At 58.1% G+C, this 22,269-nt stretch carries 20 protein-coding genes; 3 read left to right on the top strand and 17 right to left on the bottom strand.

Going from position 1 to position 22,269, the window contains the following annotated elements:
• The first annotated feature begins 12 nt into the window (after positions 1-12).
• Genes GBK02_RS12120 through GBK02_RS12110 form a run of 3 tightly spaced genes read left to right on the top strand, consistent with a single transcriptional unit; the run spans position 13 to position 4,439 of the window.
• Positions 13-1,674: a long-chain-fatty-acid--CoA ligase gene (locus GBK02_RS12120; protein WP_203466914.1), complete on the top strand. Its 1,662-nt coding sequence runs from the start codon at positions 13-15 to the stop codon at positions 1,672-1,674.
• A complete protein-coding gene (locus GBK02_RS12115) occupies positions 1,674-2,621 on the top strand; it encodes a nitronate monooxygenase family protein (protein ID WP_203466913.1) in 948 nt (315 codons plus the stop codon). Before GBK02_RS12120 ends, GBK02_RS12115 begins: the two co-directional genes overlap by 1 nt.
• A gap of 24 nt (positions 2,622-2,645) precedes the next feature.
• Positions 2,646-4,439 (top strand): acyl-CoA dehydrogenase C-terminal domain-containing protein, encoded by a 1,794-nt coding sequence (locus GBK02_RS12110; protein ID WP_203466912.1) that lies wholly within the window; start codon positions 2,646-2,648, stop codon positions 4,437-4,439.
• Between the two features lie 132 nt (positions 4,440-4,571).
• On the opposite strand, the gene GBK02_RS12105 is transcribed toward GBK02_RS12110, so the two are convergent.
• From GBK02_RS12105 to nosZ, 17 genes are all read right to left on the bottom strand, one after another.
• A complete protein-coding gene (locus GBK02_RS12105) occupies positions 4,572-5,933 on the bottom strand; it encodes a sigma-54 dependent transcriptional regulator (RefSeq protein ID WP_239003011.1) in 1,362 nt (453 codons plus the stop codon).
• Positions 5,923-7,764, bottom strand: coding sequence for an ATP-binding protein (locus GBK02_RS12100; RefSeq protein WP_239003010.1), 1,842 nt, complete (start codon positions 7,762-7,764; stop codon positions 5,923-5,925). The genes GBK02_RS12105 and GBK02_RS12100 overlap by 11 nt, the downstream gene beginning before the upstream one ends.
• Before the next feature lie 31 nt (positions 7,765-7,795).
• A complete protein-coding gene (locus GBK02_RS12095; RefSeq protein WP_203466911.1) occupies positions 7,796-8,587 on the bottom strand; it encodes an ABC transporter ATP-binding protein in 792 nt (263 codons plus the stop codon).
• A 2-nt stretch (positions 8,588-8,589) separates the two neighbouring features.
• On the bottom strand, positions 8,590-9,402 hold the full coding sequence (locus tag GBK02_RS12090; protein WP_203466910.1) for an ABC transporter permease: 813 nt from the start codon (positions 9,400-9,402) through the stop codon (positions 8,590-8,592).
• Positions 9,403-9,412: 10 nt separating this feature from the next.
• Positions 9,413-10,384: an ABC transporter substrate-binding protein gene (locus tag GBK02_RS12085; protein ID WP_203466909.1), complete on the bottom strand. Its 972-nt coding sequence runs from the start codon at positions 10,382-10,384 to the stop codon at positions 9,413-9,415.
• A gap of 254 nt (positions 10,385-10,638) precedes the next feature.
• Positions 10,639-11,193, bottom strand: coding sequence for a hypothetical protein (locus tag GBK02_RS12080; protein WP_203466908.1), 555 nt, complete (start codon positions 11,191-11,193; stop codon positions 10,639-10,641).
• Positions 11,194-11,349: 156 nt separating this feature from the next.
• Positions 11,350-11,844, bottom strand: a complete 495-nt coding sequence (locus GBK02_RS12075; RefSeq protein WP_239003009.1) for a TlpA disulfide reductase family protein — start codon at positions 11,842-11,844, stop codon at positions 11,350-11,352.
• The gene (locus GBK02_RS12070) at positions 11,841-12,668 is read right to left on the bottom strand and encodes an ABC transporter permease (RefSeq protein ID WP_203466907.1); all 828 of its coding nucleotides are present in this window, start codon (positions 12,666-12,668) and stop codon (positions 11,841-11,843) included. Before GBK02_RS12070 ends, GBK02_RS12075 begins: the two co-directional genes overlap by 4 nt.
• A complete protein-coding gene (locus tag GBK02_RS12065; RefSeq protein ID WP_239003007.1) occupies positions 12,668-13,144 on the bottom strand; it encodes a nitrous oxide reductase accessory protein NosL in 477 nt (158 codons plus the stop codon). Before GBK02_RS12065 ends, GBK02_RS12070 begins: the two co-directional genes overlap by 1 nt.
• A gap of 3 nt (positions 13,145-13,147) precedes the next feature.
• A complete protein-coding gene (locus GBK02_RS12060) occupies positions 13,148-14,005 on the bottom strand; it encodes an ABC transporter ATP-binding protein (RefSeq protein WP_203466906.1) in 858 nt (285 codons plus the stop codon).
• 274 nt (positions 14,006-14,279) lie between these two features.
• Positions 14,280-15,245: a NapH/MauN family ferredoxin-type protein gene (locus GBK02_RS12055; protein WP_203466905.1), complete on the bottom strand. Its 966-nt coding sequence runs from the start codon at positions 15,243-15,245 to the stop codon at positions 14,280-14,282.
• 1 nt (position 15,246) lies between these two features.
• Positions 15,247-16,098 (bottom strand): 4Fe-4S dicluster domain-containing protein, encoded by an 852-nt coding sequence (locus GBK02_RS12050; RefSeq protein ID WP_203466904.1) that lies wholly within the window; start codon positions 16,096-16,098, stop codon positions 15,247-15,249.
• Positions 16,095-17,441: a nitrous oxide reductase family maturation protein NosD gene (gene nosD / locus GBK02_RS12045; protein ID WP_203466903.1), complete on the bottom strand. Its 1,347-nt coding sequence runs from the start codon at positions 17,439-17,441 to the stop codon at positions 16,095-16,097. The genes GBK02_RS12050 and nosD overlap by 4 nt, the downstream gene beginning before the upstream one ends.
• 7 nt (positions 17,442-17,448) lie before the next feature.
• A complete protein-coding gene (locus tag GBK02_RS12040) occupies positions 17,449-18,423 on the bottom strand; it encodes a hypothetical protein (RefSeq protein ID WP_203466902.1) in 975 nt (324 codons plus the stop codon).
• A 98-nt stretch (positions 18,424-18,521) separates the two neighbouring features.
• On the bottom strand, positions 18,522-19,289 hold the full coding sequence (locus tag GBK02_RS12035; protein WP_203466901.1) for a c-type cytochrome: 768 nt from the start codon (positions 19,287-19,289) through the stop codon (positions 18,522-18,524).
• 110 nt (positions 19,290-19,399) lie between these two features.
• The gene (locus GBK02_RS12030; RefSeq protein WP_203466900.1) at positions 19,400-19,708 is read right to left on the bottom strand and encodes a cytochrome c; all 309 of its coding nucleotides are present in this window, start codon (positions 19,706-19,708) and stop codon (positions 19,400-19,402) included.
• An 80-nt stretch (positions 19,709-19,788) separates the two neighbouring features.
• Complete coding sequence (gene nosZ / locus GBK02_RS12025; protein ID WP_203466899.1) at positions 19,789-22,080, bottom strand: Sec-dependent nitrous-oxide reductase; 2,292 nt, start codon at positions 22,078-22,080, stop codon at positions 19,789-19,791.
• Between the last annotated feature and the right edge of the window lie 189 nt (positions 22,081-22,269).

Raw genomic sequence — 22,269 nt, 5'->3', positions numbered from 1 at the left:
GGAGGAGACAAAATGGACAGGATCTGGCTTAAGAGCTATCCCCCCGGTGTGCCGGCCGATATCAGTATCGACCACATTCCTTCGCTCGTTGCGCTGTTCGAGGATGCCTGCAGCAAGTACGCAAAGCAGGTGGCCTACGTCAGCATGGGCAAGGAAATGACCTATGCCGAACTGGATGAGGAAACCCGTGCCTTTGCCGGCTGGCTGCAATCCCGTGGCCTGAAGAAGGGTGACCGGGTTGCATTGATGATGCCCAACCTGCTGCAATATCCGGTGGCCTTGTTTGGCACCCTGCGGGCCGGCGGCGTCGTGGTCAATTGCAATCCGTTGTATACGCCGCGTGAGCTGGCGCACCAGTTGAAGGATTCAGGGGCTGAAACGATCGTTATCGTCGAGAATTTTGCCCATACGCTGGAACAGGTGATTGGCCAGACGGCGATCAAGCACGTCGTGGTTACGCCGATGGGCGAAATGCTGGGGGCGCTCAAGGGCTTGCTGGTCAATATGGTGGTGCGCCATGTCAAGAAGATGGTGCCGGCCTGGAATCTGCCCGGTGCGGTCGGCTTCAATGCGGCACTTTCCGTTGGGCGCAAGCATGGTGCCAAAGGGGTGACATTGCGTCACGACGATATCGCTTTCCTGCAGTACACCGGGGGAACGACCGGTGTTTCAAAGGGGGCGATGCTGACCCATGCGAATATCAGCGCCAACGTGATGCAGGCTTACAGCTGGATCAAGCCGGTGGTGCATGAGGGGCAGGAATTCATCATTACTGCCTTGCCGCTGTACCACATCTTTGCATTGACGGCGAATTGCCTGACCTTCCTGATGATCGGTGCGCGCAATCTGCTGATTGCCAATCCGCGCGATATTCCCGGGTTCATCAAGGAGTGGCGCAAGTATCCGATCACCGTCGTGACCGGCGTCAACACTTTGTTCAATGCGCTGCTCAATCACCCGGATTTCGCCAGTCTCGATTTCTCGACGATGAATGTGACGTTGGGCGGCGGGATGGCGGTGCAAGGGCCGGTGGCCGACCGCTGGCTGAAAATTACCGGGACGCCGCTGCTCCAGGCTTACGGTTTGACCGAGACTTCACCGGCCGCAACGATCAATCCGCTCGACATGCACGAATTCAACGGCTCGATCGGCCTGCCGATTTCGTCGACCGAAGTGTCGATTCGCGACGATGTCGGCAGTGAGGTGCCGGTGACTCAAGTCGGAGAAATCTGCATTCGCGGTCCGCAAGTCATGGCCGGCTACTGGCAGCGCCCCGAGGAAACTGCCAATGTGATGACGCAGGATGGTTTCCTGCGCACCGGCGATGTCGGCTATGTCGATAAGAATGGCTTCATTTTCCTGGTCGACCGCAAGAAGGACATGATTCTGGTGTCCGGTTTCAACGTCTATCCGAATGAAGTCGAAGAGGCCATCGCGATGATGCCCGGCATCCTGGATGTCGCCGCCATCGGGGTGCAGGACGAACATTCCGGTGAAGCGGTCAAGGTTTTCATCGTGCGCAAGGACCCGGCGATCAATGAGCGCATGGTCATCGAGCACTGCCGGACGCAACTGACCGGCTACAAAATACCCAAACATGTCGAATTCCGCGACGACCTGCCACGCACCAACGTCGGCAAGATCCTGCGTCGCGCACTGAAAGAGGGGGCGTAATGGCCATTCCAGCATCACTCAACAAGAACCTTCGTCTGCCGGTCATCTGTGCGCCGATGTTCATCATTTCCAACCCTGATCTGGTCATCGCGCAATGCAAGAGCGGCATCATCGGCTCCTTTCCGGCGCTCAACGCCCGGCCGAAGGAATTGCTCGATGACTGGCTGATCCGTATCAAGGCCGAGTTGGCCGAAGATCCGAATGCCGCACCGTTTGCCGTCAATCAGATCATCCATCCCTCCAACGAGCGGCTGGAACACGACATGGCGTTGTGCGTGAAGCATGAAGTGCCGTTGATCATCACCAGCTTGTCGGCCCCGACCGCCATCGTGCCGCATGTGCATTCATATGGCGGCAAGGTTTTCCATGACGTGATCAGCGTACGCCATGCCGAAAAGGCACTGGAAGCCGGGGTCGACGGCCTGATCCTGGTCTGCGCCGGCGCCGGTGGCCATGCCGGCACGCTCAGCCCGTTTGCGCTGGTCGGTGAAATCCGCAAGTTCTACGACGGCCCGATTGCCTTGTCCGGTTCGATCACCAATGGCAACGCCATTCTCTCGGCCCAAGCCATGGGCGCCGACTTTGCCTACATCGGCACGCGTTTCATCGCGACCAAGGAGGCTAACGCGGTCGACGCCTACAAACAGGCAATTATCGACTCAGCCGCCAAGGATGTGGTCTACACGCCGTATTTCACTGGCGTGCATGGCAATTACCTGAGCAAGAGCATCGTTGCTTCGGGCCTTGATCCAGCCAATTTGCCGGAAAAGGACAAGACCTCGATGAGCTTCGGCAGCAGTCGCGATGCCAAGGCCTGGAAGGATATCTGGGGTGCCGGGCAGGGCGTCGGCACGATTGACGACGTGATGCCGACGGCTGAACTGGTTAATCGTTTGCAACAGGAATATCGCAGTGCCAAGGCGGCACTGAGCAGCAATCCGTTCTGAAAATACCTAAAAGGAGACAGCAAGATGAGTGATTACCGCGCACCTGTAAAAGACATGCGTTTTGTCATGGATGAACTGGCTGGTTTCAGGGAGCTGAGCCAGATCGCCGGTTTTGAGGAAGCGACGCCGGATCTGGCCGATGCCATTCTCGACGAAGCCGCCAAGTTTGCCGGCGAAGTGCTGGCCCCGCTCAACCGTACCGGCGACAAGGAAGGCTGCAAGCTGACGCCGAATGGCGTGACCACGCCGAATGGCTGGAAAGAGGCTTATACCCAGTACCGTGAAGCCGGCTGGAACGGCATTACCTCGCCGGTAGAGTTCGGCGGGCAGGGCTTGCCGGATACGCTGGGCATCGTCGCCAAGGAAATGCTTTGTTCGGCCAACATGGCTTTCAGCCTCGGCCCCTTGCTTACCACCGGCGCCGTCGAAGCACTGCTGACCTGCGCCAGCGACGAACTCAAGGCGACCTATCTGGAAAAGATGATTTCCGGCGAGTGGACCGGGACAATGAATCTGACCGAGCCGCAAGCCGGCTCCGATCTGGCCCTGATCCGTTCGCGCGCCGAACCGCAGGCCGATGGCAGCTACAAGGTTTTCGGCCAGAAAATCTTCATCACCTACGGTGACCACGACATGACCGATAACATCGTTCATCTCGTACTCGCCCGTCTGCCGGATGCGCCGGCCGGGGTGAAGGGGATTTCGATGTTCCTCGTGCCGAAATTCATGGTCAATGCCGACGGTTCGCTCGGCGCGCGCAACGACGCTTACTGCGTTTCGCTCGAACACAAGCTTGGTATCCACGCCAGCCCGACCTGTGTCATGGCCTACGGCGACAACGGCGGTGCGGTCGGCTACCTGCTCGGCGAAGCCAATCGCGGCCTTGAATACATGTTCATCATGATGAACGAAGCCCGCCTCGGCGTTGGTTTGCAGGGCATCGCCATCGGCGAGCGCGCCTACCAGCAGGCGCTGGCTTTCTCCCGCGAGCGCAAGCAGGGCCGCGATGCGGTGACCGGCGAAGCACTGGTTACGATCGACAAGCATCCGGATATCCGTCGTATGCTGATGTTGATGAAGTCGCGCGTCGAAGCCTGCCGCGCCATGGCTTACTACACCTCCGGCCTGCTCGATCGCGCCCACGCTGCGACCGATGCGGACGAGAAAAAGCGCAATCTCTTCCTCGCCGAATTCATGATCCCCATCGTCAAGGGCGGCGGGACTGAAATGGGCATCGAAGTCACCTCGCTCGGTATCCAGATTTACGGCGGCATGGGCTTCATCGAGGAAACCGGCGCTGCCCAGCACTGGCGCGATTCGCGCATCACCACGATCTATGAAGGCACAACCGGCATTCAGGCGAACGATCTGCTGTTCCGCAAGCTGATGCGCGATCAGGGCGCTACCGCCAAGGTCATTTTTGGCGAAGTGCACGCCACGGCCAAGGCACTCGCCGCTTCCGGCAAGCCGGAACTGCAAGCCATCGCCCAGCGTCTCGGTGTCGCACTCAAGGCCTGGACCGATGCCACCGAATGGCTGGCAGCCAATGCCAAAACGGGCCTTTCCGGCGTGTTGACCGCAGCAGTCCCTTATCTGCACCTGGCCGTGACCGTTTGCGGCGGCTGGTTCATGGGTAAGGCCGCACTGGCTGCGACTGCCTATCTGGAAAAAGGCGAGGGCGATCAGGCTTTCTACCGCGCCAAGGTCGCAACGGCCCGCTTCTACGCCGACCAGATGCTGCCGCTCGCCACATCCTACGGCGAAACCGTCAAAGCCGGCGATGCTGCACTGGCCGGGATGGGCGACGAGATTTTCTGAATACGCTCTCGGCCAGGGATGACGAATTCATCCTGTACAAATGACAAAGGCGCCGAGAGGCGCCTTTGTTTTACAAAGATTAGCGGTAATGGATAGTCGCAGCCAAGAATCGTTCTATTTTCGCCTGATGTTTCATTTTCCGATGAGGTTGCGGAATTGCTCGGCAGCAATACCGTGGCGGGCCAGTTTGTCGTACAGGGTTTTCTTGGGCAGTTGAAGCAGTTCGGCCGCTTGGGAAACGTTGCCTGATACCTGCCTGAGTGCATTTTCGATGCCCCGTTTCTCAGCCTGATCAACCTGTTCGACCAGCGACAGATTGTCCGCCAATGGGATCACCAACGGGGTCAAAGCATCGGGCAGGCCGAGTGCCCAGCGATCGGCAATATTTTTCAATTCACGCACATTGCCGGGCCAGTCGTGGGCATTCCAGCGCAGCAGGTCGGCCGGGGTCCAACTGGCCAGCGGGCGTTGATAGCGCTTGGCCGCTTCCTGAAGAAAGCTGGCCATCAGCAATGGAATGTCATCACGTCGTTGGCGCAGGGGCGGAAGGTCGATATTGACGACATTGAGGCGATAGTAGAGATCGGCCCGGAATTGCCCGCGGTCGGCGGCAGTCTTCAAGTCAGTCTTGCTGGCGGCAACCAGTCGGCAATCGACCGGAATGGCTTGGTTGCTGCCCAGCCGTTCAATCGACCGCTCTTGCAGGACACGCAACAGCTTGACTTGAAGATTGAGTGGCATCGATTCGATTTCATCGAGAAACAGGGTGCCGCCGTTGGCGTGCTCGACGCGCCCGATACGGCGTTTGCCGGCGCCGGTGAAGGCTCCGGCTTCGTGGCCGAACAACTCGCTTTCGAAGACCGTTTCCGGCAATGCGCCGCAGTTGACCGCGACAAACGGCCCGCGTCGGTGGCTGGCTTCGTGAATTGCGCGGGCAATGACTTCCTTGCCGCTGCCGGTTTCTCCGTTGACCAGAATATCGACCCCGGTGGGGGCGAGGGTTGCGACCAGTTGCCTGATTTGTTGCATGGCGGCTGACTGGCCGATGATTCCGGCGGTACCGAGCTGGCCGAGTTGTGATTTCAGCTGACGGTTTTCAAGAACCAGGGCGCGCTTTTCAAGTGCACTGCGTACGGCGGCAACCAGGCGTTCGGATTGAAATGGCTTTTCGATGAAATCGTGAGCCCCTTCACGCATCGCTTCGACCGCCATGGCAACATCGCCATGACCGGTGATCAACAGGACCGGCAGTTCGCGGTCGTGCTGGTGCAAATCGCGCAGCAAGGCCAGCCCGTCGCGGCCGGGCAGGCGAACATCGGTGACGACCAGCGCCGGTGTGGCAGTGGCCAGCGCGGCAAGCATCGCTTCGGCATCGGCAAAGCCGCGCACCGGGATGTCGGCCAGCGACAGTGCCTGCTCGCAGCCTTTGCGGACGGCAGTATCGTCTTCGACGAAAAAAACCGGGGGCATCTCGTTGGGGAGTTCAAGCTTCATGTGCCGTGTGCTGATTTGGGTGGATGGGAGGCGGTGCGTTCAGGGTCAAGGTGAAGATGGCGCCCCCCTCGGGGGCGTTATGAGCGCCGAGTGTGCCACCATAGCTTTCGGCAATGGTCAGTGAAATGGATAGCCCGAGCCCGAGCCCGTCGCTGGCTGTCTTGGTGGTGTAGAAAGGTTCGAACAGGTGCGCTTGAACCTCATCGGAAATTCCCTGGCCGTGATCGCGAACCTCGATCGTGATTCGACCACCTTGCACGGTGGTACTGATTTCAAGATGTGCGGCGGGCTGGTCGGACATGGCATCGAGCCCGTTGCGCATCAGGTTGACCAGTATTTGTTCCAGACGGCCGGGCTCGGCCAGTGCCTGCAAGTCCTCTGCGATGGGCGGAATGCTGATGGTGGCCATCAATTCGCGACGCCGGGGTTCGATGATCATCAAGGCGTGTTCGATCGCCGTTTTTACCGTGACTGCTTGCGGGACGGATGATTCCTTGCGTGAAAATGTCTTCAGCTGGCGCACGATGCGTCCGGTGCGCTCGATCAGGTCGCTGATCATCGCCAGGTTTTCGGCCACTTCTGCGTGTCGACCGCGCTCAAGCAAGGCGCTGGCATTATCGGCGAAGGTTTGCAGTGCGGCGAGCGGCTGATTCAGTTCGTGCGTGATACCGGCCGACATTTGGCCGAGTACTGCCAGTTTGCCAGCCTGGACGGCGCTGTTCCGGGTTTCGCGCAAAATGGCTTCGGTTCGTTCCAGCGCAGCGATTTTTCCAGTCAGATCGACTGTCCGTTCGGCGATACGTTGTTCAAGCTGGCCATGAATCCGGCGCAGTTCATCCCGTCGGCGTTGGCGGTGGCGAACATGGGCGGCAAGCCCGAGCAGAAAAGCACAGGCAAAGCCGGTTGCCAGCGCACTGCCCAAGGCGATCGAATGTGCTTCCCCCGGGTCGCCCAGTTGGACGAGTTGCCAGCCGAGCGAACCGACAGGCCGGGTCGTCAGCAGGACGTCGCGCGGTGCCTCTCCCGGCAATGCGAGGCGGACCGGTTCGATCCGGTCGAGGGCGAGCGGTAGCGTACTGAGCGGTGTAATGGCCTGGCGACCATATTGACGGGTATCGCCCAGCCGGGCTGCCGCCGTGTCACTGAGCGGGGCCAGCGTGTGGTAGCGGAGGAGACGGTCGGGGGAAAGAAAGATCACGCCGTCGGCATCAACCAGGAACAGCGTTTCCCCGGCGCCGGCCAGTGCTTGCTCAATGGCCTCCAGGCCAACTTTCAGAGCAATGACGCCCAGGGCTTGTTGACCGTCACGTACCGGGGCGGCCAGAAAATAACCGGGCTCGCCGGTGGTGACGCCGACGCCGTAAAAGCGACCCAGGCCATTGTTGATGGCGTCGACGAAATAAGGCCGAAAGCCGTAATTGTGACCGACAAAGCTGCGTCCCTGGCGCCAGTTGCTGGCGGCCAGCGTCTTGCCGTGAGCATCGATCAGGAAGGCAGCGGATACGGCTGCGCCTTGTTGTGCCGCTTCGAGATACGCATTGGCTGCGGTGATCCGTTGTTCGCTGTCCGGTTGATGCAGCAGGGCCGAGAGCGATGGGTCGAGCGCAAGCAGGCCGGGAAGTGACTCGTTGCGGCTCAAGGTGGCTTCAAGCGACAGGGCGAGTGCGTCGAGACGTTGCCGGGCCAGTTGGCGTTCGCTGTTGAGATAGATGTCACCAAATATCCGGTAGGCCAGCCAGCCAAGCAGCAGGCAGAACGAAATTGCCGCACCCAGCGTGAGCAGGGTGCGGCTGGAGAGTTTGCCGGTGATTGGATGGCGAGGGCTATTCACCCCGCCATCCTACCGATTTTGTGCATTTTTCTCAGTCGACCGCAGCAAGTTTCATTTCGTCGGCCGCATGACGCTGCTGTTCCTCCATGACCAGACGCCCCAGTTCTCGCTTCAGTTCGTTGAATTGAGCCGAGGCCGGGTCACGCGGGCGCGGCATGTCGACATACTGGTCGCGCTTGACCGTGCCGGGACGGTAGGTCATGACCACGATGCGGTCGGCCAGGTAGATTGATTCCTCGATCGAGTGGGTGACGAAGAGGATGGTCTTGCCCAGCTTTTCCCAGATGCGCAGCAACTCGTCCTGCAGGTTGCGCCGGGTCAGCGCATCGAGCGCGCCGAACGGTTCGTCCATCAGCATGATCGGCGAGTCGAGGGCGAGCACGCGGGCAATCGCGACGCGCTGGCGCATGCCGCCCGACAAATCCTTCGGGAAGCGGTCGCGGAAATCGTTGAGGTGCAGCAGGTCGAGCAGCTGGTTTACGGTCAGGTCGATCTCGGCTTTTTCCTTCTTCTGTACCTCAAGACCGAAGGCGATATTCTGCGCTACGGTCATCCACGGGAACAGCGCGTATTCCTGGAAGACCATGCCGCGATCCGGGCCGGGGGCAACGATGGTTTTACGGTTGATGATGATTTCACCGGCAGAAGGCGGCTGAAAGCCTGCGACAGCATTGAGCAGTGTCGACTTGCCACAGCCCGAAGGACCGAGCAGGCAGACGAATTCGCCGGGCTGTATGGTCAGGTTGATGTCTTTCAGTGCAATCACATCCTTGCCCGGCGTCTTGAAGACTTTCTGGACGTTGTTGATCAGAATCTGGCTCATGCTTAGTGCTCCAGGCCGCGGTGCCAGCGCAGCAAATGGTTGTTCAGGCGGCTGACCGCGTTGTCGATGAAGAGGCCGAGCAGGCCGATGGTGATCATGCCGGCGATGATCTTGTCCGACCACATGAATTCGCGCGCTTCGAGAATGCGGAAGCCGAGGCCGTCATTGACCGCGATCATTTCGGAAACGATCACCACGATGAAGGCAGTACCGATACCGATCCGCACGCCGGCGAGGATGTAGGGTGTCGCGGCGGGCAGGATGACGCGCGTGAACATCGTCCATTGATTGACGCCGAGATTGCGCGCCGCACGCAGGTAGATGCCGTCTACCTGGCGCACGCCGGCGATGGTGTTCATCAGTACCGGGAAGAAGGCGCCGATGGCGATCAGGAAGAAGGACGGCGGATTGCCCAGTCCGAACCAGAGGATCGCCAGCGGAATGTAGGCGATCGGTGGAATCGGTCGGAGGATTTGCATCAACGGATTGAACAAATCGTAGATGCGCGGACTGGCACCCATCAGCAGACCAAGCGGCAAGGCCAGCGCTGCACCGATCAGGAAGCCGGCAACGACGCGGAACAGGCTTGAGTAGGCATCATGCAGCATTTCGCCGGAGACCAGCCAGGCGAGGTAGCTCTGACCGGCTTCCTGCGGTTGCAACGGCAGCAGGTAGGCCCACCATTTGGCGGCAACCGCGGTCGGCGACGGCAGCAGGACTTCTGAGAACAGGCCGAAGCGCGAGCCGGCCTCCCAGAGAATCAGCAAAATGATCGGTACGAGTGCGCCGTGCAGGAAATTCTTGAGGTTTTTCATGGTCGACAGCTCACTTCACCTTGAGTTCGGTCTTGGCTTTCTGCAGCAGGTCGAGCTTGACCCACTCGGCCGCCTTGGGCGGCTTCTGCATACGGCCGACACCGTATTTCTGCATGAAGTCGGTGGTGATGTCGATGTGTTCGAGGCTGACGTCATAGGTGTAGTCGGCGTTATCCATTGCGTCCTTGAAGTCCTGCGAACTGATCTGGCCTTTGAACATCGATTCGCGCACGTATTTTTCAGCCAAGGCGCTGTCTTTGTTGAACAGCGCAGTGGTTTCGACGAAGCACTTCATCAGGCGCTGCGCGACATCCTTTTTCTCGTTGTACATCTTCTCGGTCATCACCAGCAGGCGGACCGGTTCGCCCATCTTGGTGGTGTAGGGCTTCATGATCTCGACGCCGAATTTCTTGTTGATCGCCTGCGAGGACTGCGGTTCGGACTGGTTCATCGCGTCGATCTGCTTGGCGGCGAGCGCCTGGTTCAGGTCGGCGAAAGCCAGGAAGACGATCTGCACGTCCTTGCCCGGCTTGTCGGACCAGCTCAAGCCGGCTTTTTCCAGCTCCGCGTAGAGCAGCAATTCATGCGCGCCGCCACGCGTGACGCCGACCTTCTTGCCCTTCATGTCGGCCAGCGACTTGATGCCGGAATCGACGCCGGCAACGATACGCGCACCGCCCTTGGCGAAGCCGGCAACGGTAACGATCGGCACACCATTGGCGCGACCGGAGATGGCACCGTCGGAGGCCAGCGCAGCAATATCGATTTCACCGGCAACGATGGCTGGCATGATGTCCGGGCCTTTCGGGAACATGCGTTCCTCGACCTTCAGGTTGTACTTGCCGCAGGCTTCCTTCATGTAGGAAACGGCGCCGTAGTGAGCGAATTTCAGGTTGCCGAGTCGGACGATGTCGGGCGTTTGGGCCTGAGCGGCGCCTATTCCGAAGGCGGTGAGCAGGGCAAGACGAATCGATGTGTGCATGGAAATCTCCTCTGGTTTTTTACGTAGGCCGCAAGGCGGATTGCTTGTCTACGTTTGCAGGAGATGTGCCAGCTTTTTTCTGGATTTTAACTTGTTGATTTCAAATTGAAATTGTCTTTTTGGGTGATTCGGCAAGGCGGGATTGTTGCGGATTTCCGGAATTTCGGCCCGACTGTGTGCGATTTTTCGCACAAATTTTTTCTGGTCCGGGAATGGCAACAGCCCCGACCAGCGAGGCCATTGCATGCCTGGATTTAGAAGTTGATGCCAACCTTGGCCATCAAGGCCCAGTTTTCAAATTCAACGTTATTGCGTTCATTGGTGTTCAGGTAGCGCAGGTCGATGCCCGAGTAGTAAGCACCCTTGCGGAAATTGGCCCCGGCCGCAACGCCGTAGCCAAAGAGATTCAGCTCGTTGTGACCGTTGTCTGCCTTGACCAGTGCCAGTGCCGGCCCGACACCGACCGAGAAACCGCCGCCCAGCGGTACGGTGTAGCGCGGAGAGAGTTCGAACGAGGTTGCCTTGGCGTTCGATTCATTGACGTGGTTGATCTGGATGTGGGTGCGAATGCGATTGTCCGGGGTCTGGATCAGGCCGCAATTCATGCTGAAATCCAGGCCATAGACCAGCTGGCTGTTATCGTCGGCCGCCTTGGCATGCATCACACCGGCGCTCAGGGCCAATGTTGGTTCGAACTTGAAGCCGCTATCCAGCCCCGGGAAAAAACGCAGCCCTTCGGCGTGACTGGCGGTGGCGGCAAATGCCAGGCTGCCGAGCAGCAGGGCGGAAGCGAAACGCTGGATTCTCATGGTCTCTCCTGAAATCTTGTCATTGATCGCCCTACACCAAGTGGGTGGCGGGGGTTTCAGGAGTCTAGCGAGGGTGTTTCAGGCTGTCTGTGACCCTGGTCACTGAGTGCGGTGCGGAGTCCGGTCGACAAGCCGCTCTTCGGGGCCCAGGCGCACTTATTTCTTGAGCAGCAATTCGCCTGCGGTATCGAGGTCTGCCTTCTTGATCAAGCCCATTTTTTTCTGGACGACCTGACCGTTACGGTCGATGAACAGGGTGTAGGGCAGGCCGCCCTTGCTGTTGCCGAGTGCCTGCATCAGCGGAATGCCCTTTTCCTTGGCGACGAACAGCGGGTAATCCATCTCGTAGGCTTTGGCAAATTCCTTCGCCGGTTCAGCCTTGTCTTCAATGCCGATACCGAGAATCTCGATCTTGCCCTTGTGGGTATTGCGGAACTTGATCAGTTCGGGAATCTCGGCCCGGCATGGACCGCACCAGCGGGCCCAGAAATTGACCACCAGCGGCTTGCCCCTGTAGCGCTCCAGCGCGACAGGCTTGTCATCCAGATTGTTCAGTGTGGCGTCGAACAACGGCGCGGAAGAGGGCATTTCCTCTGCCGCGGTCAACGTCGAAAAAAGGGCAAAAACCAGGGGGGCAAGGAATTTTTTCACGGCAGGTCGCCACGGCGGAAGATGAAGTAGCCGGCAGTCGCGCTGATCAGACCGAGCAATGCCGGATAAACCAGGGCGAAGATTTGATAACCGAGTACGCCAAAGTTATCGAGAATGACGTAGGCCGAGGGGCCAAGCACGATCAGTTGCGGGTCGAACAGTGCCAGGGCTGCCGTGCGGAAGACCTGGAGCGGATTGATCAGGGCGAGGCCCACGGCGACTTCCGGTGCAACCTTGCCCTGGATCATCACGCCAAGCAGGATCAGGTCGAGGAAGAGCAGCAGCGCCAGCCAGACCATGAAGGCAGCACCCTGAGCCATGTCGGTCGTCCGTGCGACGGCCGAGATGAGCATGCCGATGCCTAGGAAACAGGCCGCCATGACGGCGAGCAGGCCGGTGTAATAGCCGAACATGCTCCAGGGAACTTCGATGCCGGTGATGGTGGCCCAGATCACGGCGGCCAGCATGGCCAGGAAAACCGGTGTGAAAACGACGATGTAGCGACCGACGATCTTGCCCCAGAACCAGGCCGAGAGCGATACGGGCAGCGAGAGCAGGTATTCGAAGACGCCGGCTTCACGGTCGCCGGCCACCGAACGGACGGTGGTGATCAGCACGAAGATCGGCAGGATGGCCATGGTCAGCTGGATGTAGGTGACGAGCAGGCGTGACAGGCCGATGAAGCCGAGGACGCGCGATTCGGTCAGGCCGAAGAGGAAGAGCAGGGCGACGATGCCGCCGAAGACCAGCGTGTAGATCTGGAACCAGCGGGCGCGCATGGATTCCACGATGTCGAGTTTTGCAGTCAGCCAGAGTTGTTTCATTACTTGCCTCGGCGCAGCAGTTGCTGTCGCATTTCTTCAAAGCCCAGGCTGTTGGCCTGGGGCTGCGGATAAGCCGCAAAGTTATAACCCATCGGCGAGGTTTTGCCGCCGACGTAATGAGCCTGACGTGGATCAATCCAGAGCAGCTGGTCCGGTTTGCTCGATGCATCGGCCACCCACAGCCGAACTGCCGCATCGTCACCCCAGGCTTGTTCCTTCAGCCAGAAAATGACGCAACCGATATCGTCAAACTTGAATACCTGGTCTTTCGGCCCGCCGCGTACTTCGGCTGCAAAGCGCCGGTCGGAAATCGCCATCCGGCAACGGGTGCAAGTATCGCGGTCCCACTTGATTTCAGCCATGCCATCCGGCCAGCCGGATTTGCCGCAGCCAGCCAGCAAGGCGGCCAGCGGCGTGAGCAGCAAGCCACTGCCGGCCAGTCCGGTCAGGAAGCGGCGGCGAGGGTGGGAACACACGGCTCAGGATTCCGGCTCGGCCAGCGAAAGATCGCTGACCAGCGCGGTGTACCGCGAAATCATACCCAAAAAGCGCAGGCGATCCGGGCCGGCAATTTGTCCTTCCCAAACCAGGTTTTCATCCCGGCTGGTGAATTTCCAGCCGTCGAGCGCCTTGGCAAAAGCCGGTTCGAAACGCTTGATGACAATGCGGCAGGCCAGCACGCCGGAGAGCGAGACATCGTCGGCTACCTTGTCGTCGAGCACGACCTTGCCGGTATCCATTTCGATGACGCGATTGACCAGTGCCGAGACTTCGTCGAGACGATGGCTGGAAATGATCATCGTGGCATTGTCCAGCCGTTCGGCCAGCAGATCGAAGAATATCTTGCGCGCCTCGGGGTCGAGGTTGGCGGCAGGCTCATCCATGATCAGCACCTTGGCGTCGCGCCCGAGTGCGATGGCGATCAGCAGTTTTTGCTTCATGCCGCCGGAGAGGCGGACAAACTGGCGCGTCAGGATGGCGTCGATATCCAGGCCCAGGCGCTTGGCAATGGCATGAATACGTTGCGGATCGGTGCCGCACAGCGATGCGGAAAAATCAATCAACTGACCGACCGGCATTTTCAACGGCGGTGGCAGTTGTGGCACGAAACCGATATTGCCAAGCACGGCCGTCCGGTTGCTGCGCGGGTCCAGACCATCGATGCTGATGCTGCCTTCGTGTGTGTATTCACCCAGCAGGCAGCGAATCAACGTGGTTTTGCCGGCACCGTTCGAACCGATCAGCGCAATGCGCTCACCGATGGCGATATTCAGATTGATTCCATCGAGCACTTGGGCGCGACGGAATGTTTTTGCGACGTTGTTGAACTGGATCATGGGGCCTGATTATAAAAGTCGAATCGGGTCAGACCTAGAACCTGCATCAAAAAAAATAGCCCGTCAGCGGCTTGAGTATTCCTGCCTTTTCATCAGATGTGCTGAGCGGTTTGCCGGGATTGCTGTACTCAGCATCGACAGCCTCGAAATACATTTCGAAGGAGATGGAAGTGGTCTTGAAATTTGCAGGAAAATTTCCGTGCAGGCATTTCCCCGTTGCTGAAGGGGGCTAAATGAAAAGCCCCGGCCAGAACTGTCCGGCCAGGGCAGAAAATTACAGCAACTTCGACAATCCCTTGACTTCGAAGCGCAGGGCGCCGGTCGGGCAGACGTCGACGCACAGGCCGCAGCGTGTGCAATCGGGGCCCAGGCCCATGGTTTCCTCGCTGGCCCGTCCCTTGACCGTCACTTCGAGTACGTGCGGCACCAGGCAGACCTTGCGGCAATCGCCTTCGTGGAAACAATGTTCGACGTGGTAGGTGATCTGCAGCGGGGAAATGCTGCCGACCGCACCGTAGGTCAGGCCAATCGGGCAGATGTAGCGGCACCAGGCGCGACGCGAGTAGAACACTTCAAACAGCAGCAGCAGGCCAACCCAGCCCAAGGCCAAGCCCGGTCCGTAAATCAGCGCCCGGGACAGGATGCCGGTCGGCGAGAGTGTCTCGAAAACGGTGTAGCCGGTCACGATGGCGAGCAGCGCAAAAAGTGCCCAGAAGACGGTGCGCGTTCCACGATGAAACTCGTGGTCGGTGACGATCTTGCGGTCTACCAGCATCAGGTGCAGTTTTTCGGTCAGCTCTGAAACCAGGTGGTAAGGGCAGACCCAGGAACAGAAAGTACGGCCGCCGAGCAGTACCCAGAGCAAAAAGACCGTAAATGTGCCGATGAACAAATTCACGATGATGTGTTTGTGCGCCAGCATGACCTGCAGGGCAGAGTTCAGGTCGATCAGGTGAAAACCGGCAAAGCGCGAAGCAGTCAGTGAACCTTCGAGCAATTGGATATCCAGCCAGAACGACAGCACGAACAGCAGGTTGGTGGCGATCAGCACCGCCCAGCGGCGATTGCGCCATTTGTGGCTGACATCGTGGTGCGCCCGGGCGTGGAGTTTTTCCTTGATGTAGCGGTCCTTGTCCTCGTATTTGAGGAACATGATTTTCTGGACACGCTCGGAAACTTTTTCCGGCTTTTTCGGGGCAGCTCCCAGCATGCCCATGAAGAGATCGGTAAAGCGGCTCATCTCAGGCCTCCTTCCAGGTGGCCTGGGCATCGATCACGATGGCGGCAGGTTCGGCCGGGCAGATCATTTCGCAGACGCCGCAGCCGACACAGGGTTCGAGGACAACCGGTGTCATGCGCTCGACGCCATCGGCGCCTTTGACCGGTTTGAGCGCGATGGCGTCCTTGACCGGACATTCGCGTACGCAGAGATCGCACAGCGGTACATCGTAAGGATGGTCGCGGACCGGAATCGGTTTCCAGCGGTCGACATCCATGTAGCGCATTTTTCCCTTGAACGATCCGCTGCGCGCTTCGCCCTTGAAACCCTTGCCCTGAACGGCAAGGCAGGATTCAGGACGGGCCAGGCGGGCAACGCCGATCCGTTCCTTGAGATTGAGCGTCGGCTCGGCATCCTTTTCCTTGGCTTTCAGGATGGGTGCGGCGGCGAGCAGGGCGCCTTCGCGAATGTTCAGGAAGCCGGGTTTTTTGTAGGTCAGCGAACCGGTTGGACAAGCCAGGATGCATTGAACAGCATCGCAGGAAAAGTCGCAGGCTTGCTCACGGGCATCGATATGCGGTACGCCGACCCCAAAACCGTCTTTCAGATCGCCCAGTTTGATGGCTTGTACCGGGCAGACCTGCACACATTGCCCGCATTTGATGCAGGAGGAGAGGAAGTCCGATTCATTGAGTGCGCCAGGCGGACGCAGACGAGGAGTCTTGGCACTGGTGACCGGTATGTAGCCCAGCAGTGACAGACCAATGACTGCCCCAGTCAACCCGGCCGAATGCAGGAATTTGCGCCGGGCTTTCTGTGCTTTTTCAATCGACATGGCCGGTTTTTTGGCCGGTGCAGGTTTGTTTTCGCTCATGATTTTGCCGATCTTGCAGGTTTGACGAAGCGTGGTGCATCGTCCTTGAGTTGCAGTTCAGGCGAGGAGAACGGTGCCAGACGCTCAAGAAAATCGAGCAGTTCGAGTACCGGTGACGTCTTGAAGAATTGTGCAGCGGGTGTTTCGATCCAGATCTGGTCGGCGTAGGAGTACAGCTCGTGGGGTGTGTCACCCACGCCGTCACCGTTGCGGTCGAAGCCTTGGTAGTCGGCAAAGTAGTTGCCGCGCCACTGGTTCTTGTCGGCCACGCCGCGCCCCATCTGGACGACGTCGGTCAGATTGCCTTCGAAGATGTTGTCGGTCAGGATGTTGCCCCCCAGTTCACTGGTGAAGCGGATAGCCACACCGTTGAAGGCAAACCGGTTGTTCTTGAAACGAATGGTGGTGTCCGGTTCGAAAGGCGACAGGTCCGAACCCACACCGACCGCACAGTAGATCACCTCATTGTTTTCCACGTCGGAGTCGCTCGACTCCTTGAAACCAAAGGCCATGCCTGTGGCACCAGTTGCGTGGGAAATGGTGTTGCCACGCAGATGGATGCGCTCGGTGTACATCAGGTAGATGCCGACCGCATTGTCGTAGAACGAATTACCTTCGACGACGCTATCCTTGGCAAACATGAAGTGGATCGAATAACGACTGCGTTTACCAATGTTGTTGCGGTAGGTGTTGTTGTTCGAGTACCAGGCCACCATGTCGCGTGAATCGATCACCTGATTACCTTCGATCAGGTTGTGGTTGCTGTACCACAAGCGAAGGCCGTCACCGCGCACGCCAAGCTCGAAGGGCTTGGATGAAATCCTGTTGTTACGCAAGACGTTATGATTGGCTTGCTTGAGATCGATGCCAAACAGGCAGTCACGGATTTCTACCCCTTCCACAACATGGTGATCGCCACGCACATTCAGGCAGCTGTCGTCGCTATCGTGCGAGTCGCCCGATCCCTGCAGCTTGACGCCACGCAAGGTGGCTCCCTTGGTATCAATGACAAAAACCGTACCTTTGCCGCCAGCATCGATGATGACTTGATCGCCGCCGTCAATGGTCAGGGGCTTGTCGACCAGAACGGGGCCGGCATAAATGCCGGGAGGCGGCTTGAGTACCGAACCGGCTTCTGCGTTGTCGACCAATGTCTGAAACCAGGGGATATCGGTCCGATTGGGCGCCGAAGGGCGCAGTGCTTTTTCTGATGAGGAACCCCAGCTGGCGGTCAGGTTGGGCTTGCCCATGCCTTCCAGGGATTGAGAGGCGGCCAGGCCCGCAGCACCCACGCCGGCAAGAACGCCAAGCGTGAGCAGCGGGCCGCGAATGAAGTGCAGCATGCCGGTACTACTCGGCAGTGCCTTCGCGCAATTGCTTGCGACGGATGAGCAGGGCCAGCATCAGGCTGATGAAGATAATGACCAGCAGACCGTAACCCCAGTAAGGATAGGAGAAGGTCGAGAACTGAGCGACTTTGCCTTCACCGAAAACGGTTGGCATGAACGGCTTGACGGTGAAAGCGCCCCACGGATGCATGTTGTGTCCGAAGAACCACAACCAGCCCGCATAGGTAATCACGAAGAACATCGGTAGCAGTGCCGGAACCAGTGCCAGAAGAAGCTGGAAAGGACGGATCAGTTTTACGCCGATAATGACCACAACCATCACGGCAATCAGCCCGAAAATGACCAGCTTGGAAATGTTGCGGACGTTGCTGCCCCACGTGTTGATCAGGTCCATATCCTTGAAGAAAGTACCTGCTTCCTGCATGTAGGCCTGAACGTGGGTTTCCAGATGGCCCATGACGAACTGGTCAATCAGCATCCATGCAGCGACAGCAATGAAGCCTGCGGTCAACACAGCCAGACGGGGTTTTTTCTTGGGCAATGCAAAAGCCAGCATCATGACGGCAAAGAAACCGAAGAAGAACTTGGCCAGCGGCTTTTCCACCGGCGCGCCGGTGGCGATCGGGAACATGCCGACATAGTGGTTGATTGTGTTCATTTCATGAACACAATCAAGACCTTCCGCATTTTTGTTCAGGTCTTTCTTGGCATCGGTAATCGGGTTGTAGCGTTCATCTTCGTGCGAGAGATCCTTCTGGATAATCTCGTTGGCCATGCGCGTACCTTTGCCCGCAGCCTTGCAGCCGTTGTAGACGCCATCAAAATGGAAGTGAATACGGATGCCATCGGGGAAGGCATCGGTCGGATAATTTGGGGCTGTCAGTGAAACCCACCAGATGGGGGCGAAGTAGGCGGCGATCAGCGCGACTAGCGCGATCAGGGTTAAACCACCAACGATTTTATTCTGCTTTTCCATAACGCTTCTCTCTGTTCTCAGTGTGTGGTGATTGCAGCATTCTTTGATGCCTGGGCAAAAGAGGCAGCCTGCTCGGCAGGCTGCCCCCTGTCAAACAATTACTTCTTTTTGGCTGCGCCAGCCTTCGGCTTGCACATGTTACCCGGCATAACCAGGCTTGACTGGTATGCGGAAATCGAGATCAGTTGATCATTGCTGTACTTCTTGATGATCTTGACCATGTCCGGATTCGCGTTGCGGCGATGGCCGTCACGAATTTCCGTCATCTGACGCAGCAGGTACTTGTAGTGCTGACCAGCGATAACAGGGTAGAACTTGTCTTTGACGCCTTCACCGTTCTTGCCGTGGCATTCCAGGCATTCCTTCTCGTACAGTGCCTTGCCTTCGGCCAGACGCTTTTCTGTATCCGTCGGAGCCTTCCAGTCCTTGCCGGCATCGCCGGGCTTGGAGTCGTAGTGGCCGTGATCGGCCGGGATGCACAGGCTTTCGATGTAGGCAGCAACGTCAGCCAGTTCCTGGGCATCGGTCAAAGTGGCGGCAAACGGGTACATCGTCGGATTGTCACGCAGACCGGCACGGATGTCAGCCATCTGCTTGATCAGAACCGTGGTGTGCTGGCCAGCCAACTGCGGGAAAGTGCCGTCCGGACGGCCTGCACCAGACGGGAGGTGGCAGGCGCCGCAGGTTTCATAACCTTCTTCGCCGCGCTTTTTGTCACCTTTCTTGGTCAGTGCTTCAACTTTTTCGCCAGCCTGGGCATTCCACTTGTAGTCCTTGCTTTCGATGCCTTCCTGTTTGGGGGCGGGCGGGGAGGCCATGGCAACACCTGCCGAGAGCAGGCCAATCAAAAGGAGTGATGCTTTCATGTTTGTGTCCTTTTAAGGCAATTGTATTTAACGCTGAATGCATTGTCCCACTAGGAATATCAGCATTCTTTGATATCGGTCAGAAGCCGGGCAGGCCCGGCTTCAACAGATCATTTCAGCTTGGAAAGATGCTCGGCAATTGCCTTGATCTCTTCGTCATTCACCAGGTGCATGACGCCCTTCATGGCTGCGGTTTGGCCGTTGTTACGGGCGCCGCTCTTGATGTCCTTCATCTGTGCTTCGATGTAAGCGGCATTCTGGCCGGCAACCTTCGGGTAGCTCGGCATCAGCGGCTTGTCACCCTTCGGGCCGTGGCAGGCGTTGCAGGTTTTGTCCTTGTACAGGGCGGCGCCATCCAGGGCTGCGATGGCAGGAGATGCGACGACCGCGGCAGCGATCAGAGTCATTACAAATTTCATGGTTTTTCCCTCTCGAAAGTAAAACGGGGAGCAGATTGACTCCGCTCCCCGAAAATTGCCTTAAGTCAGATCAAGATTGCTTACTTGACCTTCTTGGCACCGTTCTGCTCAAGGTAGGTCTTGGCGCGCAGACCGATGTCGGCTGCCTTGACCTGGTATTGCCAAACTTGCTCAGCCCACAGATTGGCTTGTTCCCAATCCTTCTTGGCGGCAGCAGCTTCGTGCTTGGCCTTGGCTTCCTTGATCTTGCTCAGCTGGTCGGTAGCATCATCGACCATGTTGACCACGTCCGGGAAGTCCTTGAAGTTGACGCTGGTGATGTAGCCAACCACGGAGTCGATAACAGCCTGGGTGTCAGCAACCTTCTTGACCGTTGTCTTGTAGTCGGCTTCGGTATAGCTGCCCTTGGCGATCTCGGTCTTCGTCGGCTTCCAGCCCTTCGGCTTGACCAGCAGGTAACCTTGCATTTCAAGGTGCAGGGCAGAGCAGAATTCCGTGCAGTAGTACGGATAGACGCCTTCCTTGTCAGCCTTGAACTTGACGGTTACCGTCTTGCCTGGCTCAACTGAGGCATGAACGTTCATGGTCGACACGGTGAAACCGTGGGTTTCGTCCTGGGCACGTTCAAGGTTGGTCAGGTGGATGGTAACTTCGTCGCCAACGTCAGCTTCGATGGTTTCCGGGGTGATATGGGAACGGATCAGCGTGCCATAGACAGTGATCTTGTTGCCCTTCTTCTCGGTACGTTCTTCACCTGCACGGACAGCGCCCGGGTGCGGCTTGTCGGTACGGGAGTCGGTGCCGACCTTGTAGCGGACGCCTGGTTTCAGCTTGGTTGCATCAATGGCGACTGCGTAGTGCGGTTCACCCAGTGGCAGCGGCATGTCGTACAACAGTTGCATCTTGTCGTTCGAAATGTCGATCAGCTGATGGTTTTGCGGATGCAGCGGGCCAACCGGCACGAAACGGTCGATGGCCAGCTTGTTCAGCGCAACCAGGTAACGACCCTTCGGATCAGCAGAGTCGCCTTCCATGGTCATCAGGTGGCCGATGTTGTAATGGACGGAAATTTTGTCCAGTACCTTGCCTTCGCAGTGGTTCCATTTGACGACTTGCGAGTCAACATAGAGCGAGGTATAGGCAATACACGGCTTGGAGTCATACTGGGTGTGCAAGGGGCCGAGGCCGAGTTGGACCTGAGCGTGCAGGGCGTCCTTCATGCCAATGACGGGAATGCCGTACGGATCCTTGGATTCGAACTTGCCGGCCTTGATGGCGGCCTGAATCTTCTCGAAGGAATAGACGGAAACGTGGGTATCCAGCTTGCCTGCGACGGTCAGGAACTTGCCGTCCGGAGTGACGTCCACACCGTGCGGGGATTTCGGTTCCGGAACCAGGAAGAGGATGCCTTCCTTGATCGAGACATCCATCGGCAGTACGTTGTGACCGTTGATCTTCTTGGCTTTGCCGGCGGCAACCAGTTCAGCAGCCTTCTTCCAGTTGATCACGTGCAGATAGTCGGTGTCCTTGGCGGAACAACCGGCTTCATACGGCGGACGGCCTTTTTCAATGCCGCCAACGTAACGCTCGGAACAGAAAGAGTTGGTGAAGGACCAGCCATCAGACGGGCCTTTGCCGGCATCGGACAAATCCTGGGAGTACGGCGGCAGTTCGAGGGAGAAGGACTGCTTCGGGTCGAGGCGGCCTTCCTTACGGTCGAACTTCCAGTAGGTCACGCCACCACGATACTTTTCGTTGAACTCTTCAAGCGGGTAGAACTTCTTGTTTTCGAGCGGCGTTGCATACTGGGCTGCTTCGATAACGTATTCGGTATTCGGGGTGACGAAAGCACCACCGTGTTCCGACTTGTAGATCGGGTTGACCACGATCTGCTTGGTTTCGAAGTCACGCAGGTCGATCACGGCGAGGCGCGGATTGGCCTTGTCGTTGATGAACAGGAACTGACCGTCGTACTTGCCCTGGGTTTCAGAAATGGCCGGGTGGTGCGTATCGCCCCAGTTGATTTCCTTGCCGTCGATGTTGCCCTGACGCAGCACAGCCTTGGAATTTTCGTCAAAACCGTAGCCTTGCCATGGTTCCGGAGTGAAAACACCAATGTACTTCAGGATGCGCATGGACGGAATGCCATACACAATGATCTGGCCAGACTGGCCGCCAGATGCAAAAACCACGAATTCATCGCGCTTGCCGGTCGGGACATAGGTCTTGGACGCAGCCAGCAGATCCTGCTGGCTCAGACCGCGACGCTTCATCACGTCCTGCAGCGACTCGGCGGCCCAGGATGAGGCGGCGCCGAAACCGATCCCCGCTGCAAGAAGCAGCACGGAGGATTTGACTGCAAATTTATTCATTTGAAAATCTCCCATTGATACAAGAAGTTGTACTTCTGTTCCCCGATTGCTGCATGCGGCAAATCGTCGCTGCGGCAATTTGTCGCACACTGTATTCCTCGTGGAGTGTGAAAAAATTGATGTTTGTTAATTCCATTGGCACTTCTTCAGGGAAAATGCGGGAAACCCCTGTTTGGCGTGCTCAAGAGC

Origin of the sequence: Dechloromonas sp. TW-R-39-2, assembly GCF_016864195.1 — a bacterium.
Lineage (GTDB): Bacteria > Pseudomonadota > Gammaproteobacteria > Burkholderiales > Rhodocyclaceae > Azonexus.
Note: the sequence above shows the minus strand (reverse complement) of the source record. Positions and strands in the feature narration are given on the sequence as shown.

Coding starts and splice junctions, on each gene's coding strand:
- GBK02_RS12120 (WP_203466914.1), top strand. CDS start 13: ATGGACAGGATCTGGCTTAAGAGCTATCCCCCCGGTGTGCCGGCCGAT.
- GBK02_RS12115 (WP_203466913.1), top strand. CDS start 1,674: ATGGCCATTCCAGCATCACTCAACAAGAACCTTCGTCTGCCGGTCATC.
- GBK02_RS12110 (WP_203466912.1), top strand. CDS start 2,646: ATGAGTGATTACCGCGCACCTGTAAAAGACATGCGTTTTGTCATGGAT.
- GBK02_RS12105 (WP_239003011.1), bottom strand. CDS start 5,933: ATGAAGCTTGAACTCCCCAACGAGATGCCCCCGGTTTTTTTCGTCGAA.
- GBK02_RS12095 (WP_203466911.1), bottom strand. CDS start 8,587: ATGAGCCAGATTCTGATCAACAACGTCCAGAAAGTCTTCAAGACGCCG.
- GBK02_RS12090 (WP_203466910.1), bottom strand. CDS start 9,402: ATGAAAAACCTCAAGAATTTCCTGCACGGCGCACTCGTACCGATCATT.
- GBK02_RS12085 (WP_203466909.1), bottom strand. CDS start 10,384: ATGCACACATCGATTCGTCTTGCCCTGCTCACCGCCTTCGGAATAGGC.
- GBK02_RS12080 (WP_203466908.1), bottom strand. CDS start 11,193: ATGAGAATCCAGCGTTTCGCTTCCGCCCTGCTGCTCGGCAGCCTGGCA.
- GBK02_RS12070 (WP_203466907.1), bottom strand. CDS start 12,668: ATGAAACAACTCTGGCTGACTGCAAAACTCGACATCGTGGAATCCATG.
- GBK02_RS12060 (WP_203466906.1), bottom strand. CDS start 14,005: ATGATCCAGTTCAACAACGTCGCAAAAACATTCCGTCGCGCCCAAGTG.
- GBK02_RS12055 (WP_203466905.1), bottom strand. CDS start 15,245: ATGAGCCGCTTTACCGATCTCTTCATGGGCATGCTGGGAGCTGCCCCG.
- GBK02_RS12050 (WP_203466904.1), bottom strand. CDS start 16,098: ATGAGCGAAAACAAACCTGCACCGGCCAAAAAACCGGCCATGTCGATT.
- nosD (WP_203466903.1), bottom strand. CDS start 17,441: ATGCTGCACTTCATTCGCGGCCCGCTGCTCACGCTTGGCGTTCTTGCC.
- GBK02_RS12040 (WP_203466902.1), bottom strand. CDS start 18,423: ATGGAAAAGCAGAATAAAATCGTTGGTGGTTTAACCCTGATCGCGCTA.
- GBK02_RS12035 (WP_203466901.1), bottom strand. CDS start 19,289: ATGAAAGCATCACTCCTTTTGATTGGCCTGCTCTCGGCAGGTGTTGCC.
- GBK02_RS12030 (WP_203466900.1), bottom strand. CDS start 19,708: ATGAAATTTGTAATGACTCTGATCGCTGCCGCGGTCGTCGCATCTCCT.
- nosZ (WP_203466899.1), bottom strand. CDS start 22,080: ATGAATAAATTTGCAGTCAAATCCTCCGTGCTGCTTCTTGCAGCGGGG.